This is a genomic window from Calothrix rhizosoleniae SC01 (assembly GCF_900185595.1).
GTDB classification, from domain to species: domain Bacteria; phylum Cyanobacteriota; class Cyanobacteriia; order Cyanobacteriales; family Nostocaceae; genus Calothrix_A; species Calothrix_A rhizosoleniae.
The window spans coordinates 1-17,755 of the sequence record NZ_FYBH01000214.1 but is presented as its reverse complement, the minus strand read 5'-3'; the positions used below and the strand labels follow the sequence as shown (position 1 = coordinate 17,755).

General features: G+C 38.1%; 15 protein-coding genes. 9 read left to right on the top strand and 6 right to left on the bottom strand.

Annotated elements, in window-relative coordinates:
- The first annotated feature begins 429 nt into the window (after nucleotides 1-429).
- Nucleotides 430-1,035: a ParA family protein gene (locus CALSC_RS13170; RefSeq protein ID WP_088241794.1), complete on the top strand. Its 606-nt coding sequence runs from the start codon at nucleotides 430-432 to the stop codon at nucleotides 1,033-1,035.
- 165 nt (nucleotides 1,036-1,200) lie between these two features.
- Nucleotides 1,201-1,470, top strand: coding sequence for a CopG family transcriptional regulator (locus CALSC_RS13165; RefSeq protein ID WP_088241793.1), 270 nt, complete (start codon nucleotides 1,201-1,203; stop codon nucleotides 1,468-1,470).
- A gap of 150 nt (nucleotides 1,471-1,620) precedes the next feature.
- Here the strand turns inward: CALSC_RS13165 and tnpA are convergent, their stop codons facing one another.
- On the bottom strand, nucleotides 1,621-2,043 hold the full coding sequence (gene tnpA / locus CALSC_RS13160) for an IS200/IS605 family transposase (protein WP_407641938.1): 423 nt from the start codon (nucleotides 2,041-2,043) through the stop codon (nucleotides 1,621-1,623).
- Nucleotides 2,044-2,074: 31 nt separating this feature from the next.
- Here tnpA and CALSC_RS13155 point away from each other — a divergent pair, with 31 nt between their 5' ends.
- Nucleotides 2,075-3,352 (top strand): RNA-guided endonuclease InsQ/TnpB family protein, encoded by a 1,278-nt coding sequence (locus tag CALSC_RS13155; protein ID WP_235006782.1) that lies wholly within the window; start codon nucleotides 2,075-2,077, stop codon nucleotides 3,350-3,352.
- A 17-nt stretch (nucleotides 3,353-3,369) separates the two neighbouring features.
- On the opposite strand, the gene CALSC_RS13150 is transcribed toward CALSC_RS13155, so the two are convergent.
- Nucleotides 3,370-3,906 carry a sporulation/spore germination protein gene (locus CALSC_RS13150; protein ID WP_088241791.1) on the bottom strand — a complete coding sequence of 179 codons (537 nt, stop codon included), beginning with the start codon at nucleotides 3,904-3,906 and terminating at the stop codon, nucleotides 3,370-3,372.
- A 125-nt stretch (nucleotides 3,907-4,031) separates the two neighbouring features.
- Between CALSC_RS13150 and CALSC_RS13145 the strand changes: the two genes are divergently transcribed.
- From CALSC_RS13145 to CALSC_RS13125, 5 genes are all read left to right on the top strand, one after another.
- Nucleotides 4,032-5,492, top strand: coding sequence for an integrase (locus CALSC_RS13145; RefSeq protein WP_088241790.1), 1,461 nt, complete (start codon nucleotides 4,032-4,034; stop codon nucleotides 5,490-5,492).
- A gap of 237 nt (nucleotides 5,493-5,729) precedes the next feature.
- The gene (locus tag CALSC_RS13140) at nucleotides 5,730-8,204 is read left to right on the top strand and encodes a GAF domain-containing protein (RefSeq protein WP_088241789.1); all 2,475 of its coding nucleotides are present in this window, start codon (nucleotides 5,730-5,732) and stop codon (nucleotides 8,202-8,204) included.
- Between the two features lie 110 nt (nucleotides 8,205-8,314).
- Complete coding sequence (gene rsmA / locus CALSC_RS13135; RefSeq protein WP_088241788.1) at nucleotides 8,315-9,148, top strand: 16S rRNA (adenine(1518)-N(6)/adenine(1519)-N(6))-dimethyltransferase RsmA; 834 nt, start codon at nucleotides 8,315-8,317, stop codon at nucleotides 9,146-9,148.
- A gap of 37 nt (nucleotides 9,149-9,185) precedes the next feature.
- Nucleotides 9,186-10,136: a 4-(cytidine 5'-diphospho)-2-C-methyl-D-erythritol kinase gene (gene ispE / locus CALSC_RS13130; RefSeq protein WP_088241787.1), complete on the top strand. Its 951-nt coding sequence runs from the start codon at nucleotides 9,186-9,188 to the stop codon at nucleotides 10,134-10,136.
- Nucleotides 10,137-10,387: 251 nt separating this feature from the next.
- Complete coding sequence (locus CALSC_RS13125; protein WP_088241786.1) at nucleotides 10,388-10,699, top strand: DUF3082 domain-containing protein; 312 nt, start codon at nucleotides 10,388-10,390, stop codon at nucleotides 10,697-10,699.
- Nucleotides 10,700-10,960: 261 nt separating this feature from the next.
- On the opposite strand, the gene CALSC_RS13115 is transcribed toward CALSC_RS13125, so the two are convergent.
- The 3 genes from CALSC_RS13115 to CALSC_RS13105 all read right to left on the bottom strand — a co-directional run bounded on the left by CALSC_RS13115 (nucleotide 10,961) and on the right by CALSC_RS13105 (nucleotide 14,430).
- Entirely contained in the window at nucleotides 10,961-11,911 is a 951-nt protein-coding gene (locus tag CALSC_RS13115; protein WP_088241785.1) for an NAD-dependent epimerase/dehydratase family protein, read from the bottom strand.
- Nucleotides 11,912-12,197: 286 nt separating this feature from the next.
- The gene (locus CALSC_RS13110) at nucleotides 12,198-12,992 is read right to left on the bottom strand and encodes a PIG-L deacetylase family protein (RefSeq protein WP_200817629.1); all 795 of its coding nucleotides are present in this window, start codon (nucleotides 12,990-12,992) and stop codon (nucleotides 12,198-12,200) included.
- A gap of 28 nt (nucleotides 12,993-13,020) precedes the next feature.
- The gene (locus CALSC_RS13105) at nucleotides 13,021-14,430 is read right to left on the bottom strand and encodes a glycosyltransferase family 4 protein (protein ID WP_088241783.1); all 1,410 of its coding nucleotides are present in this window, start codon (nucleotides 14,428-14,430) and stop codon (nucleotides 13,021-13,023) included.
- Between the two features lie 534 nt (nucleotides 14,431-14,964).
- On the opposite strand from CALSC_RS13105, the gene CALSC_RS13100 reads away from it, so the two are divergent.
- Nucleotides 14,965-16,104, top strand: coding sequence for a hypothetical protein (locus CALSC_RS13100; RefSeq protein ID WP_088241782.1), 1,140 nt, complete (start codon nucleotides 14,965-14,967; stop codon nucleotides 16,102-16,104).
- A gap of 108 nt (nucleotides 16,105-16,212) precedes the next feature.
- Here the strand turns inward: CALSC_RS13100 and purT are convergent, their stop codons facing one another.
- Nucleotides 16,213-17,388: a formate-dependent phosphoribosylglycinamide formyltransferase gene (gene purT / locus CALSC_RS13095; protein ID WP_088241781.1), complete on the bottom strand. Its 1,176-nt coding sequence runs from the start codon at nucleotides 17,386-17,388 to the stop codon at nucleotides 16,213-16,215.
- Nucleotides 17,389-17,755: the final 367 nt, after the last annotated feature.

Genomic DNA, 17,755 nt, shown 5'->3' with positions numbered 1-17,755 from the left:
ATCGCCTGTAATCCTTATTATTCCCTAGAGTGGGCAATGCCCATCTTCCTCTTATTGAGAAGGTGCAGTGCAAGTTATCAGTTTCAACCCACATTCCACCTGTACCATTTGCGTAATTCCTGTGTATTACATACTCATTTTTAATTTTTTTGAAATCACTGCTAAATCGATATACAGCTTTATATTATTAAAACTAAATTACCAATAAACTTATTATCTAACTATATATATAGTTGGATGCAAGCTAAATTAATTAGATATTTAGCTATGTTATGTCTCACTGTTTAGATTCTTAAATGTTTGAATGTTAATCTACAATCCTACAACCGAACTTTTAAACATTTAAATGTTTAAGCATCTGAATACTTATACATCTAGAGCAAAATTTTGGTATGATTTGCAACACCATATATTTATTTGCAATAAAAAATGATTGTCACCGTAGCAGCATTTAAGGGGGGGGTTGGAAAATCGACAACAGCACTACACCTGGCTACATATTTGCAGAGTCAAGCTGACACATTGCTGGTGGATGGGGATTTAAACCGTAGTGCATTGGATTGGGCTGATAGGGGTAAATTGCCTTTTAAGGTAGCTGATGAGCGGGAGGGGGTGGATTTAGCAAGGCTTTACGAGCATATAGTCATTGATACACCAACAAAACCTGATACTAAGGAATTAAAAACTCTAGCAAGGGGATGTGATTTACTGGTAATACCTTGTACTCCTGATGCGATCGCATTAGCTGCTACTTTACATATGGTAGATGCATTGCAGGGCTATAGGGTAAATTACCGTATTTTGTTAAATATCATTCCTCCCAGCCCGAATAATTCCGGGGAGGAAGCAAGAAATGCATTGGAGAATGCGGGTTTACCTGTATTTAAAAGTGGGATTAGGCGATTAGCTGTGTTTCAGCGTGCAGCATTGTTAGGGGTACCGGTGAATGGGGTGAAAGATGCTTATGCTCAAATTGCGTGGCGATGTTATGTGGAGGTGGGAAAGGAGATGTTGGAATTAGGAGCTAGAAGATAATTCCTTAGACGGTGTTGCTGGATGATTGAGGCTGACACGGAGACGCGGGGACGCGGGGACGCGGGGATTATGGTTTATCCTCTCTGACAAAATTATCCCGCAATTATGCAATGCCAATAGTTTAAATCTAAAATCCAAAATCTAAAATCTACAATCCAAAATTGTATGAGTAATAAGAAAAAAAATAGTCGTTTTGATGAGTTGATTGATGCTGCGCGCAGTCGTCAGAATAGGGATGAATTAACAGGAGATTCGGAACAATCTTCTCGAAAAACGAAGAGTACTGATCCTGATTATGTGCGTACTACTTTCTATCTTCCCAAACTAGTACACAGAAAACTCAAGACTGTTGCAGTTTCTCAAGAGCGACAGATGAGTGATATTGTTACGGAACTGCTGGAACAGTGGCTTGCAGAGGAAGGAGGGAAAGAGTGAAGGAGGGAAGGAGGGAAAGAGTGTGGGAGGTGTGGTGATAGGTTTCAGTGTGCAACAATGCTATCTTAATGGAGCAAGAGGACTCCCGTTACAGTCACCAGACTTAGCGGGAGATGAATTGCGACCATCATAAAACTGAGCCTTTGGGAATCATTGTTTAGGTTGTTCTTGGTTCTGGACGTAATCCTTTAATTGTTCAACCGTGACACTCCCACAACTAGCGACAAAATACGCACCAGTCCAAAAGTAAGGCTTATTGTAAAAGTATTTTTTAGCCAACCAAGGGAATTCTTTGCGAATTAACCTACTACTCACTGTTTTGATGTTTCCAATTAGTGTTGATAGTGGTTTATCCGGTTTGTAGTCAATTAATAGGTGTACATGGTCTGCTTCACCGTTGAACTCCAGCAAGGTACAGTCCCATTTTTTCAGGGTATCTGTGATTATTTCTTTTAGCCTATTTAGTATTTCTGGGTTAATAGCTTGACTGCGGTACTTCACGACCAAAACAATATGAGCGTTAAGTCTGTAAACAGACCTGAAACCATAATTATACATATATTGACAAGGCATAGCGGTAAATAGTATATTACCACTAAGTTTCTTGCGTAACATATTAATGTTAGATGTATTGAAAGTCAGAATTTACCCAAACAAAGAGCAAGAAATATCCCTGGCTAAAAGCTTCGGATGTTCTCGCTTTGTTTGGAATTTCTACCTCAAAAAAACTAATACTCAATATCAAGAGACTGGGAAAGGAATGACTTACTGCCAGATGGCAAAAGACCTAACTCAGTTAAAGAAACTAGCTAATTATGAATGGTTGCGCTTCCCCACTGCTGCTGTTCTACAACAATCACTTAAGAATTTAGAATCTGCGTTTAAAAACTTCTTCTCAAAACGCACTGGATTCCCTAGATTCAAAAGTAAACATTCCAAGCAGTCAATTCGTTTTCCTGAAAGTTGCTCAATCAAGGACGGTAGTTTAAAACTTCCTAAACTTGGATTAGTTAAGGTCAGTCTCTCTAAGAGTGTCAATGGCAAAATGAAATCCGTAACTGTTTCTAAAACAAGTACAGATAAATATTTTGCGGCGATACTGTTCGAGACAGACCCTTTGGGTTCGCAAGTTCTCAATCGCCGGGAAGCGCCAAGACGGGGACTTGCTCACAAATTAACTGCGACAAAACAAGGGAATATATCAGGAATCGACCTTGGGTTAAATAGTCTAGTAACTGTTTTTAACGGTGAAAACTGCTACAAAGTTGACCCGATAAAACCTACTAGAAAATATGCCAAACCACTAAGAATTAGACAGAAAGCTTTATCTCGTAAGGTTAAAGGGTCTAACAACAGACGTAAAGCGATTAAAGTCGTTGCTAAAGTTCACGAAAAAATATCTAATACTAGGCAAGATTTTCTCCATAAAATCTCACGAAAGTTAGTTGACGAAAACCAAGTCATAGTAGCTGAGAATCTTTGTGTTAAGGGTTTAGCCCGTACCAAGTTAGCTAAGTCAATACATGATGCTAGTTTTGGTATGCTGCTTAATTTCATCAGCTACAAACTAGACAGAGAGGGAGGTAAATTCATTCAAGTTGATAGATTCTTTCCCAGCACAAAGCTTTGTTCATGCTGCGGATATAAGAATGATTCCCTAAATCTAAGTATCCGTGAGTGGATTTGTCCAAGTTGCCAAACAACCCATGACAGGGATGAAAATGCCTCACGGAATTTGAGGGCAAAAGGAATTAGAATACTGTCAGAAAATACGGTAGGGCATACCGAAATTCAAGCTTGTGGAGAAGCTGTAAGACTCGTTGGTACTTGTGTCAAAAAGCGTGTTTCTGAGAAACAAGAATCTCCCCCTACATTGCGTTAGCAATTAGCGGGAGAGTGTCAAAAAACAATATCTTCTCCAAGTTGTGTGAAACGAACTGTCTTGATATTCCACTTAGGATTACTGGTGAGGGTTTTGCGTAAACTACCAAATAGTGCAAATTGTTCGCAACTGGAGAGGGAAACTAATTGTCTGCGGGATTTAGGATCCATGCGTAAATCAATGGTGGCTACACCATTTTTAATGGTGACACGATATCCAGATAAATTAAAGTCTCCAGTATCCTGTTGTTCTATAATCTGAGCGACTGCGGAGCTGATAGGCTTGTTTGCAGTCACAGCTACTTTTTTCGGAGTCAGTTTTTGACATTGGGTATCGCTGGTGTAGATGGTGGCGTTAGTGGTTTTTCCTGTTGGTTCTTTCTCTTGTGGTTTAGCTCTCAGTTTAGCCAAGCTGGGGCTAGAAGGCTCTGTTTCTGAGTTTTTGATTGTAGAGCCTTCTGGTTGGCGAGAGATGTTGCTGGAAGAGCATCCATTAACGACGGTAATCGCGATCGCAAAAAGAATGGTAAGAATAGATAGTTGGTTGGTTTTCATAATTATTTTCCTAAAAATTGCTTTGATTAGTTTCTGTGACTAATTTCGGCGTTTGTGGTTTAAAATCAGCATAAATCGGTGGCTCAAATTGGGAGTAAAAAATCGGAAAATCAAGATTATTTACTATGTCAATTCATAAAACTAGCAGTTATGATCCTCGTAAAGCTGAATGGGATGGTACATCAATTGAGAAATGGGAACCATCTCAGTGGAAGCAGTGGAAGGGGAAGTTAAAGGATAGTTATGCAAAGGCTGAACGGGAGTATTTAAGGATTAAGCATGGTGTTGGACAAGCTAACACTGCTTTAAGTTTAGACAGGGTGAAGGTAAAGTTAAAGCTTACCAGTTACAAATCTATTGGTTTGCAAGGAACATTCCCCTGTAAATCAGGTGATGTGGGTAAGAATGGTAGTCCGAATAAACAGTACACCCTTTCTTTGGGTTTTATTGCGAATGATGTCGGTTTGAAAACTGCGATCGCAAAAGCAAGGGAATTAGATTTATTATTAATTACCAAGCAGTTTCAGTGGACATCGGAGCTTTTGGGTAAGCAGGCGCAGAAGTTGGCTTTAGCTGTTGCGAATAAACCCAAGAAGTTAATTCGGGATTTGGTGGGTGAATACGAGCAAGAATTCTGGAAAACTCACGAAGATAATCGTCAAGGAATCCGGACTTGGGAAAGCCATTATCTCAGACATTTGAAGAAGTTAGATGGGAATATTCCCTTATCTGTAACTGCTTTGGAAAAAGCTTTAGAAAAGACTAAGCCTAATAGTTCATCTCGTTTCTTTTTGGTATGGCAATTAAAAAAGTTCTGTGAATTTTGTGGCTTTGATGGCAATAAATCGATTAATGCCTATGCTACTCCTTTGCCCCATCCTAATTTACGCAATGTTCCTAGTGATGAAGAGATAATTCAAGGTTTTCAACAAATAGGTAATCCCTTATCAGTATATACTAGCAAAGAGAATGCGATCGCACCAGAGGAATGGCAGTGGATATATGGAATGTTAGCAACTTATGGGTTAAGACCCCATGAGTTATTTGCTGTTGATTTACATGCTTTTGCTAATTCTCAAAATGGGTTTCATTTAGTAACTTTAAATCCTAGTTTAACTGAGGGAACTAAGACTGGGGAACGTACTTGTGGTATTCCTCCTTTGCATCCCCATTGGGTAGAGTTATTTGATTTAAAGAATATTACCATGCCGGAACGTAGCGGTACCTTGAGCAATCAAACTGCGAAAATCCACATCAGATTTAGAAATACAAATATTGGTTTTCGACCCTATGATTTGCGTCATGCTTATGCTATTCGCGGACATCGGTTAAGGGTTCCCATCAAAACTATGGCTGATTATATGGGACATACGGTACAGGAGCATACGAAAACTTATCAAAGGTGGATGAATGAAGATACTAATTTACAAATATATCGGGAAGTGGTAATTCATAGACAAGGTACAACTAAGGAAGCATTGAAGGAGAGAATCAGGGAGTTGGAAGCGGAAAATTTAGCATTAAAGGCGGAGAATGAGACATTGAAAGGGATATTAATTCGCCATCAATTATCAGGTATGGGTTGAAGGAGACGTGAGGAGTGTGAGGAGTGATGGTTGATGGTTGCTAGTTGCTAGTTGATAGTTAGGGGTTGGTAGTTGATTCTTGATACTTAGTTATTTCATCTCCCCACACTTCTTTCCCTCCTTCCCTCTTCCCTCCTACTGAATCGGTGTTCTAGATGTTATTTGCTGGGGTGTAGATGGGAAATATAAATAAGGTACTGAAGTTTTCCTGTTACTCAATTAGCAACTGACATAATTATGGCTGACGACTTTATCACTCTGGATAAACATACTTACACATCTCTCCAAGAGGAAATAATTGCATTGCGCCAACAGGTTGCTAGTTTGCAGTTAAAAACTCCAGAAAGAAATCAACGCTTGTTTAATGGTGTTATTCAAGCCAGTAATTATCTATTGACAATTAATGATTTTGAGTATTCTATTAATCAAGCTTTGGCTGTATTGGGGCTGACAACTAATGCTAAATATATTTCTATTTGGGAATGTCATACCCACCCAATCACTCAAGCATCTGTAATCAGTCAACGTTGGTGCTGGGGAGATATAGAATCAGATAATACTCAATTACAAAATATTCCTCAAGATACATTTCCTGGTTGGGAAAAAATAGTCGATGGGGATAGTTCTTTAATTCAGTTAAATAAAAAATCACTGGAATTACTGAGATTACCAACACAATCTCAAGATATAGAAACTTTGCTAGTTATCCCCATGTTCATTCAAGGTAATTTGTGGGGATTAATTACATTTGGCGAATCCCAAGATCAGCAACAATGGTCAGATGCCGAAAAGTTCATTTTACAGAAAGTTGGTTATAATTTTGCTGGAGCGATCGCGCAAAACCAGTTTAAAATTAAACTCCAACAGTCACAACAATTGTTACAACTGGTGATAGATAATGTTCCCCAGTTAATTTTCTGGAAAGACCGTAATTATACTTATCAAGGATGTAACTTTAATGGAGCTAAACTTGCAGGTTTTGATTCTCCAGAGGCGATTGTTGGTAAAAGTGAAAATGATATGCCTTGGACTCGTGAACAAGCAGAATGGTATCGGAAATGCGATCGCCAGGTGATGGAGTCTGGTGAACCAGAATTGCATATAATTGAAACCCAACAACAAGCTGATGGCAGACTAGCTTGGCTAGACACGAATAAAATTCCCTTACGGGATGCTAGGGGTGATGTGGTTGGGATTTTGATTACCATTGAAGATATTACGGAACGCAAGCAAGCCGAGGAAAAGTTGGAGGCGGGGGTAGAGGAACGTACAAACCAATTACAAAATAGGGCAAAGCAGTTGCGTTCTCAAAATTCTGTTCTGAGTAATTTGGCTCAAAGCAGGATTATTAACCAAAGGAATTTACAATTAGTGGCACGGAAAATTACAACCGCCACAGCTCGCTTTCTGAAGGTTGAAAGGGTGAGTGTATGGTTATATGATGAAGGTAAAACTTGTTTGCAATGCTTAGATTTATACGAAGGAAATTCTCAACAACACAGCCAGGGAATTGAGCTCCTAGCTAAGGAATATCCTGCTTACTTTCAAGCAGTGGAGACAGAAGATATTATTGCTGCTCATGATGCCCATACAGACCCCAGAACCCAAGAATTTTCTTTAAACTATTTAACTCCCCTGAATATTACTTCTGTGCTAGATTCTCCCATTCGTTTCAGTGGGGAAACTATAGGTGTATTATGTATTGAAAGGATAGATATACCTTGGCAATGGCATCCTGAAGATGAGAATTTTGCCCGTTCCATTGCAGATATCTTCTCCTTGGCAATTGAATCACGCGATCGCCAGCAAGCGGAGATTCAATTCAAACAACAAACTCAGGATTTAGAAAATGCTTTACACCAACTTCAGCGTACTCAAAGTCAATTGATCCAAAGCGAAAAACTATCTTCCCTTGGTCAGATGGTAGCAGGTGTTGCCCACGAAATCAACAATCCCATCAACTTTATCCACGGTAATCTTGTTCCAGCGACTGAATACACCCAAGATTTACTAGGATTGCTAGACCTTTACCAAAAACATTACCCAAACCCTCCAGAAGAGGTTGAGGAAGAAATTGAAACCATTGATTTGGAATTTCTCAAAGTAGATATTGTCAAACTTCTCAACTCTATGGAGGTAGGAACCCAACGGGTTAGAGAAATTGTTTTATCTTTACGTAACTTCTCCCGTCTGGATGAAGCAGAATTTAAAAAGGTTGATATACATGAGGGCATTGATAGCACCTTAATGATTTTACAGAATCGCTTAAAAGCAACCCCCGAACGCCCAGAAATTTCGATTATCAAAGAATATGCTTCCCTTCCTCCCATTGAATGCTATCCTGGTCAACTCAATCAAGTATTCATGAATATTATTGCCAATTCCATTGATGCTTTAGAGGAATACAATCAACAAAGTACCTACAAGGAGATGATAGCTAGCCCTAGATGTATACGTGTAAGCACTAGCATAATATCTGAAAAATCTGTAGTTATTAATATCAGTGATAACGGCTTAGGTATTTCTGAAGAAATACAAACAAAATTGTTTGATCCCTTCTTTACCACCAAAGATGTGGGCAAGGGGACTGGATTAGGTTTATCCATTAGTTACCAGGTAATAGTAGAAAAACATAGGGGTAAGCTTTCCTGCTACTCAGTCCTTGGCGAAGGAGCAGAATTTGTGATCCAAATACCAATTATCCAGGGATAATACATCCATGAGCGGCAAAAACAGGTGAAATTATATAGTAAAAAGTAAGAAATAAGTAAGAAACAAAAAACATTTTTGACGCTCAAATTGTTATTTCAAAAGGATTTTAGATGGTAAAACCGCGCAGGGAACTTGCCCAGCATTGGCTCAAAAGTGAAAAGGCTCTAAATGACATCATTCAAGCAGCATCGTCTAAAAACAACAATGGAGAAGCTGGCTTGAAAGCAACTCGGATTTTGGAAATTGGACCCGGTACAGGTATACTTACCCGTCGCCTTTTACCTTTGGTGCAGTCTTTGGTCGCAGTAGAAGTTGACCCAGATTTATGCAAGTTGTTGACCAAGAATTTAGGTAAAAAAGAAAACTTCTTGTTATTGCAAGGTGATTTTCTTTCATTGGACATACCATCCCTACTAGCAGGCTTCCCTGAATTTCAAAATCCTAGCCGGGTAGTTGCGAATATACCCTACAATATCACCGGACCAATTATTGCCAAGTTGTTGGGTAAAATTTCTTGCCCCAATCCCCAACCCTATGAGTTAATTGTATTGTTAATTCAAAAAGAAGTCGCCCAAAGATTAGTAGCTAAACCAGGAACAAAAACCTTTGGAGCATTGACAGTGCGGGTACAATATTTAGCCGAATGCCACATGGTTTCCATAGTCCCAGCCAAAGCATTTTATCCCGTACCGAAAGTAGATTCAGCCATCATTAGTTTACGTCCCAGAAACATAGAAATACCAGCCAATAATCCCAAACAATTAGAAACAATAGTTAAATTAGGATTTGGGGCAAAGCGAAAAATGTTACGCAATAACTTACAATCCCTTATAGAACGCGATCGCTTAACCCAATTACTAGAACAATTACACATAAATCCCCAAGCTCGCGCCGAAGACCTCAGCGTGCAACAATGGATCGCATTGAGTAATCAGTGTAAATAGGAATTCTTTCAGCCCTTTACTACCCCACCTCCTCAAAATGCACAGTTGTAGCTTAATCGCCCCAGCCAAAATTAACCTATACTTAGAAATAATTGGTGATCGCCCAGATGGATATCACGAGCTAGCCATGATATTACAAAGTATTGCCCTTGCAGACCAAATAGATATACAAGCAAGTAGCATAGATAGTATTCGTCTACGATGCAACCATCCTCAAATACCCACAGATAAAAGCAATCTGGCATATAAAGCCGCCGCATTAATGACAGCCCAATTTCCAGAAGCATTTATCAAACATGGGGGTTTAAATATTAGTATCAATAAACAAATTCCCATATCAGCAGGTTTAGCAGGTGGTTCCACCAATGCAGCCGCAGTTTTATTAGGTATAGATTTACTGTGGAACTTGGGATTAACCCAGTCAGAATTAGAAGAATTGGGTGCCAAATTGGGTTCCGATGTACCCTTTTGTATTGCAGGTGGAACAGCAATCGCCACAGGTAGAGGAGAACAACTAGCTCCCCTACCCAGTTTAGACAACATATATATAGTATTGGCAAAATACCGTAGTCTTGAAGTATCTACGCCTTGGGCATATAAAACCTATCGACAGGAATTCAGTAGTTCCTATATTCAAGATAGGGAAAGTTTAGCAACACGAGCAGCAGCTGTACACTCCGGAGATATGGTCAAAGGGATTTTACATAAAGATACAAAAGAAATCGCCCAACAGCTGCATAATGATTTAGAAAAAGTAGTCCTACCAGAATATCCCCTAGTTTTACAATTGCGGGAAACCCTGGCTAAATCTGGTGCATTGGGAACAATGATGTCTGGTTCTGGCCCCAGCATATTTGCATTATGCGAATCCCAACAACAAGCGGAGGAAGTAAAATCCCATGTCAGGGAAACAATAACCGACCAAGACTTAGAATTATTTGTAACCAAGTTAATTAATCATGGCATTCACGTAGTCTCATCAACCTAATCTTCTCTGATATATAGCAAGTACGCAATTAGGGCATTTATTAATTATTACCTATTACTTATTACTACTTGCCCATAGCACTATATAAGTAACCAACTCCTTGATTGATTCATGGGAAAATTGATTACCAATAACTGATACCAATTTGAAAAATGATTGCAACAGATGGAAAGAAAGGAAAGCTTATGTAGTGACTCTTTCACAATCCAAAATCCAAAATCCAAAATATAAAATCTAAAATGGTATGATACATGAATAACCAATCCCCAACGACAGAAAACAAAACACAAGTTCCAACTACCCCTTCTCGCTGTTTCACAGGAGCAATTATGTCAGGGGGAATGGCATTTGCAATGTATAAATTAGTAATTGCGATCGCGACAAATTTCGCGAATAAACCCATTCACTCCGATAATCCCCTAGTCCACAACATTTCTTCCATCGTGCGAACTGCGGTTGTGGGAGTTATGATGATGGGAACAGGTATATTTGGCATAGTTAGTCTCGGATTACTAGCATTAGGATTGCAGTTGTTAGTCCAAAAAATTACCAAAAAAGAATAAAATCAGACCCTACCGATAAAATTCGTGAACATACTACCCGTATCATTCCCCCATTCCCAATTAGCTACAATCTCTACACGGTTGATGGATAAGCTATGACAATCTGGGTAAACATCCCTAAGAGAACGATACAAAACAGGTTCATATACATCTTCAAAACTATTAATGCAGAAAAATGATGAGATGGATGCAGATACAGAAGAATTGGTGTGATATTTCCTGGTTTTGCATTATTCCACCTCGAAGAAATAGGTATTGTAATTAGAGATAAGAATAATGAAGTAGCTTTTCCTGCCAAGCACCTATAGTCATTTCCAAACCTTCATGTAATTCCGTTAACCCCCGGAATTTGGCTTTTTCTGCAAACAAAGAAACGTCCGCACATGATTTACGAACTTCACCAACACGGGCTGGTAAAAAATTTGGTTCAACAGTAACACCTAATATTTTACCAATCACCAATGCCAACTCCAAAATACTTATGTCATTGCCCAAACCAACATTAAAAACTTCACCAGCAATACCTGGTGTTGTGGCCGCCACCCACAACGCCTGCACAATATCACCAACAAAAACAAAGTCACGAGATTGTTGTCCATCACCATAAATAGTAGGCTGTTTACCAGCATTCAAAGCCTCTATAAAACGCGGAATGACAGCCGCATAGGGTGATCCAGGATCTTGGCGGGGACCATAAACATTAAAGAAGCGCAAGGCCACAGTTTCTACATCATATAAATGGGTATAAAGCTTGCCACTATATTCTGCAGATAGCTTAGTAGTTGCATAGGGTGACAGGGGTTGGGGTAATTCTATCTCACTGACAGGAATATTCTCATTGTTACCGTACACAGCAGAAGATGATGCCTGTACAACCCTACCTACACCCGCCTTACGAGCAGCTTCCAAAACTTGTAAAGTTCCTGTCGCATTAATTTCCTGGGCACGAAGTGGATTTTCTATTGACTCCACTACTGATACTAATGCTGCCAGATGAAAGATAATGTCAACATCAGTAGCAGCATTGTTAATTGTCAACTGCTCCCGAATATCACCCTCAATCAATTCTATTGATGTCACAGCAGAACCAAGGAGCTGGGGACTACCCGTACTAAAATTATCTAGAACCTTGACTGTATGATCCTGTTCCACTAACCAACGAACAAGGTGTGAACCAATAAAGCCAGCTCCTCCGGTGACTAATATACGCATAATATCTCTCCTATAACTAAACGTAAAACCAAGGGTATTTTGAACTTGAAAAAGTCAATCCCCTACATTCATGTATGGGGTTTCTCCCCTGCCTCTTCCTGTCCAACACCATCTTTTCTCAACACCCCACACCCTTCTTGTTGACCCTTGCTAGGATTGCGATAAGCAAAGCTTAACGCCCTTGGCGTTAAGCAAAGTGCAGAATACAACCTCAAGTCTGAAATCCTTGTTATACCTAGCTTATGAAAAATACCAAAATTTCCCAACTAACCTGCGAAATGTGAGTTTAATGATGATATCGCCGGAAAATTTCACGCTCCTGAAAAAAGCATTGTAAGAACTTTCCATTGGAGACATCATTCAAAGTTGACCACTTTGAATCAGCTATCAAACGGGTCATCTGTGATTTATGTTCAGCAAGGGTTGCGTGTTTTTGTTCTAAAATATCCCCTATATACATAGAGCATTGAAAATCTCGTAATCGCAAACCAAGTCCATAGATAAAAGTATGTTTTAGAATAATCCTGGTAATGTAACGATTTTTGTTAATTAAGCCTACCCAAGGCCAATGTAACCAAAACCAGATCGGATACTCATAGATAACTACCTCTTTCTTATAAGACTTCAATGCCGATTTAACAATTTTAGTTGTATATATATGGTCTGGAGACCACAATAATGGTTCCTTAGAGTAAGGAATAAAAATCTCTTTTGGCTGTTGTTCTCGAAGGATTTGAATTACTTTAGCTACAGCTAAATCATGATGTTCTTTTAATTTTGTTTCCTCAAACCCAAATAAAACAACATCATCAACATCCATTCCCATAGATTGAGCAGCAGCAACCCCTTCATCCGCTCGAATTTTTTTCAACTCATTTTCCGGAATTAAATGCTTGTGGGATTTGCTTCCATCAGTCATAAAAACTAGTTTAATATCTGCACCAGCTCTCTTTTTTTTGATGGTAATGCCACCACAACCTAGTGTCTCATCATCAAAATGGGGTGAAAAAACTATTGCAGACTTGTTTAAATCATCGTGATTATAATCATCTAAATTACGCTTTAAAAACCATAAATACAATTTACTTACCTGTTTCGCAATTGAGGATTTAGTCATTCTTCTCACAAATATTATTGTACTCATTGAATAAACTTTGAGAAACTTTTTCCCAAGAAAATAGCTCATAAGCACGCTCATAACCAGACTTGCCCATTTCTATTCCCAGATTGTCATTGTTCAAAAGAGATAAGATCGCCTCAGCTAAAGCATGTACATCTCCTGAATCAACTAAAAGCCCTGTTTTCCCATGCACAATAGCTTCTGGAATCCCTCCTACACGAGACCCTATTACTGGTAGACTCCTACCCATAGCTTCTGGAATTGGTATGGGAAAAGCCTCACTAAATGAAGAGTTAATAAATATATCAGCCTCTCTATAATATTTATCTAGCTCTGCATGGGCTACAGAACCATGAAAACTTACATATTGAGCTAATTCTGGAGGAAGTTGTTTTTGTAATTGCTCAAAGTAAGTTAATACTTTACCAGTCTTTTTATCTGGAATATAAAATGATTTTAAATTAGCAATTTTTTCATCATTCTTATCCAAATCAATCAGAATATGTTGGGGTAATGAGCCTGTTATGGATCCCACAATGTTCAGATGTACTTCAGGAAAATAAAAAACTACTTTCTCCAAAGCTTCCAGTAGTACATGCAGACCTTTCTCTGGTGAAACCCTACCAACAAACAATAAATTTCTTTTGTCACTTTTGAATGACATATTTTCAGGGTTGAGAGTTATCTGAGATGCACCAGAATCAATCTGGACACCATTATAAATGGCCTTACGCTCAAACAATAAATTTCTTTTGTCACTTTTAAATGACATATTTTCAGAGTTGAGAGTTATCTGGGATGCACCAGAATCAATCTGGACACCATTGTAAATTGTCTTACACTTAGTCGCAAAACATGGAAAACGACGACGAACTTTTTCTGTAATATGTTCGCTACAACCAATAATCAGATCTACTTTATTTAATCGCCGATAAATAGTTTGATGATCCAGTTCGCTCAGCCATTTACAATGCATATGCAGAACTATTTTAATGTCAGGATTAAAAAATTTAATAATAGGAACAAATTGAGACAAACTATGAATGTGAACAATATCATATTTCTTGCTTCTCAAATCTAGGGCTATTTGTAAAGCGTAGTGTATATAAAGTAATTGGTGATTTAATAATCGTTTCGATACTTTCTCAATACATCTAATGATGATCCGATCAAGTCTCCTGGGAATATATACATAATTTATACCCTCGTGGTATTTTCTCTGGATCACAAAGTTTTTCCCAGGCGTGTACACCATAATATGGCATTTTTTAGTTAAAAGTTGCGCTAACTCATAAATTACAATGCCAACAGAATCTGTAGGGCATGGGAAAGTAGTGTAAGCTAAACCTTGATTGACAAAAGCTACTTTTAGCTTTTCTTTTTTCTTTACTGGCATCATAATTGTTCAAATTTCAGAGAAATAATTTTCCTATTTTACCCTGAGTATTGTAACTAAATAACGATACACTAAAATGCCTAGGCGACCGAAAAATCGTCGATTCACACAAACTTTAATATCACCTGCATTGAACCCAATTGTTAAAATATTAGATAATAAAAGCCTTTGAAGACTTAAAACATGCTGTAACCAATATCATGATTTTCCTCTATCAATCAAATTGGCTTCATATTTACTTAACAAATACCTTGATAATTACTGAAATTTGTGGATAGGAATGAGAATATTGAAACTATTAATAATAATTTTCTTTAAAAATGTATTTAATTATACTCTTAAATGTTTTTTGAAGCTACGTAAAGACATATTATTGTTTGACTCACTTTTGCGACTATAAAAACGCCTGTAGCCAATACCTTTACTGATAAAATGTAAAGGTAAAATGAAATTTATGTAAATATAAGACCCTCAAAACATAGAGTATGTTAAATTACTTTCTAATCAGTAATACTTACTTACAATAGAATAAAAGACATGGTTCAATTACTATATGGCAATCGACAACAATTCCGCTTTCGACATCAGGATATTAATATTCTAGGAAATACAGATGCTAGACTCCCTGTAAGGAATTCAGTTTATCGATTAAACAGTTCCTCACCAATACATTTTTATGTAGAACCAGAAATAGATGACTGGCAATCGAAGCAGAGATATTGCTATGAAGCTCGTACTCCATCTGTTAATCGTCTGAGGGAGTTACCAGGACATTTTAATATTGAAATACCTGTTAATTCTCCAGAGCTCAAAGAAGGATGGAATAGTATTAACATTGAAATCGAGGATAGAAAAGGAGAATTTGAAGCATTAGAAGCAGAATTTCATTGGGATTCTTGTCCCATAAGTTTACCACTGAAGTTAAATGACCTGAGTCAATACAACCATATTCAGGAAATTGGTCAGGTTGTTAATGGAGGATTTTGTTTTGACCCTGAAAAAAATATAATTCGCTCTCGAACACCGGTAGCTGATGATTCTCTATTTTTACTAGGTTCTTATCATGGAAGTCAAGAGGCTACTTACGAGGTCAAGTTTCGAGATAATGGAAGAGGAGTTGTTTTTAGAGGCATTAGCGACTTTTTTGCTGGACATGAAGAGCAATCTCCAGAACTAGGCATTAAGCCGGGTTACTCCACTGCGGGGTTAGCAACAATCCATAACAAAGGGGAAGCTCGTGCATGGATCTCAATGGGAGATTGTTTGATGGATAAGGATTGGACTTGGGTTGTCAAGACTGAATATCCAGCTTACGTCGATATAGAACCATATGTTACTTATTGCGTTAGACATCAAGTTATCATCGCTGATGGGATAAATTGCTGCCGATATCGTATTTGGAAAAAAGGTGATACTGAACCGGATAAATGGTTATGTGAAGAGCATAATGCCCATCTTGACAAAAATCTGCCGAGAATCACTAAAGCTGCTTTTGGTCTTTTTCAATATGGAGGACTACCCACAGAGTGGGCTAATATTACTGTGCGTGCCCTACATATTGATGTGAAATCTCTTGATTTGCGTAACAAGAGGAATTCTGTTATGAGAAAATATGCTTCCCAAATAGTCGGAATTAACCGCCAAGTGAGAAAAAAAATAATTAAAAAGATAAAATGAATTCACACCAGAAATAAGTGAGCAAAATTATATCTGGGCTAATCTACCACATTCATAATATTTACAGTTTTTGATAAATAAAAAATATTCAGCCTATATTTCTAATTCTTATACAGAGCCCACAACATTAACTCTTTTTGCTGCCGCCTTAGCCTTATCTCTAGCTATTTTCGTATCTGCACCTTTAGCTAAGGCTATTCCCATGCGGCGATAGGGATGAGCATTAGGTTTACCAAATAATTTAATATCTACATCAGACTCCAGTAGAGCTTCAGCTACCCCTGTATATGCCACAGTATCTAATTTTTCTGATGCTAAGATAACAGCACTAGCAGCACAATCAAAAAGCTCTATTTTGGGAATTGGTAAGCCTAAGATTGCTCTCAAATGTAGTTCAAATTCATTCAGATTTTGGGAAATTAATGTTACCATACCCGTATCGTGAGGTCTGGGTGAAAGTTCCGAGAAAATGACTTCATCCTTAGTCACAAAAAACTCAACTCCAAAAATTCCTGCACCCCCCAAAGCATCGGTGACTTTCTTCGCGATCGCTTGTGCTTGTAATATATATTCTGAAGCAATTGCCGCAGGTTGCCAAGACTCCTGATAGTCTCCCCTTTCTTGGCGATGTCCGATTGGAGGACAGAAAATTGTCGGTGCGTTCCACTGTTTAATAGTTAGTAAGGTTATTTCAACTTCAAAATCAATAAACTCTTCAATAATTACCTTGTGAGTGTCACCCCGAGAACCTGCGATCGCATAATCCCATGCTTGTTCTACTTCACTTCTATCTTTAACTATAGATTGCCCTTTCCCAGAAGAAGACATGACTGGTTTAATTACATTGGGAAAGCCAATTTCTGAGGAAATAGCTGTTAACTCATCTAAAGTTTGAGCATAGCCATATTTAGCAGTTCTAATACCTAATTTAGTATGTGCTAATTCCCTAATGCGATCGCGATTCATGGTATAGTTCGTCGCCGCAGCCGTGGGAATAACCGTAATCCCTCTTTGCTCAAATTCCTGTAGTTTCTCGGTTCTAATTGCTTCAATTTCCGGAACAATTAGATCCGGCTGATGTTGACTCACAATATTTTCTAAATCATCAGCACTGAGCATAGAAATCACTTCACAGCAATCAGCTACTTGCATAGCTGGAGCATTATCATAGCGATCCACAGCAATTACATAGTTACCTAGTCTTTGAGCAGCAATTACAAACTCCTTACCCAGCTCCCCCGAACCCAATAACATAATTTTCGCGGGTAGATTAATTGCCTTCATCCCTGATTTTCTCAAGATATCATTATCTTTGTTAATTAAAGCATTAACCTACTATCCCAGTTACAATCATCCTCCTCGACTTTGTAAATCTTTACCTTTTACCAAGGATAAAAACCTTACCATCACTTTTTTTAGTTCCTATGAGGATTTGTGAGGCGACCCTAAATTTTACTCAAATACTCCTTAAGAAGGATGTCAAAACAATTATTTTCATTATCTTCAACAGTAAGTATGCAATTGGGAGGCATATCTCAGTTACCAGTCTTAGAGTTATTAAGAATTTTTGTTAACCAAAACGTTATGAAATTTGTTACAGGAAATAGAACCATTAATATATGAAAGTTTATTAAAATTTTCTCAGATAAAT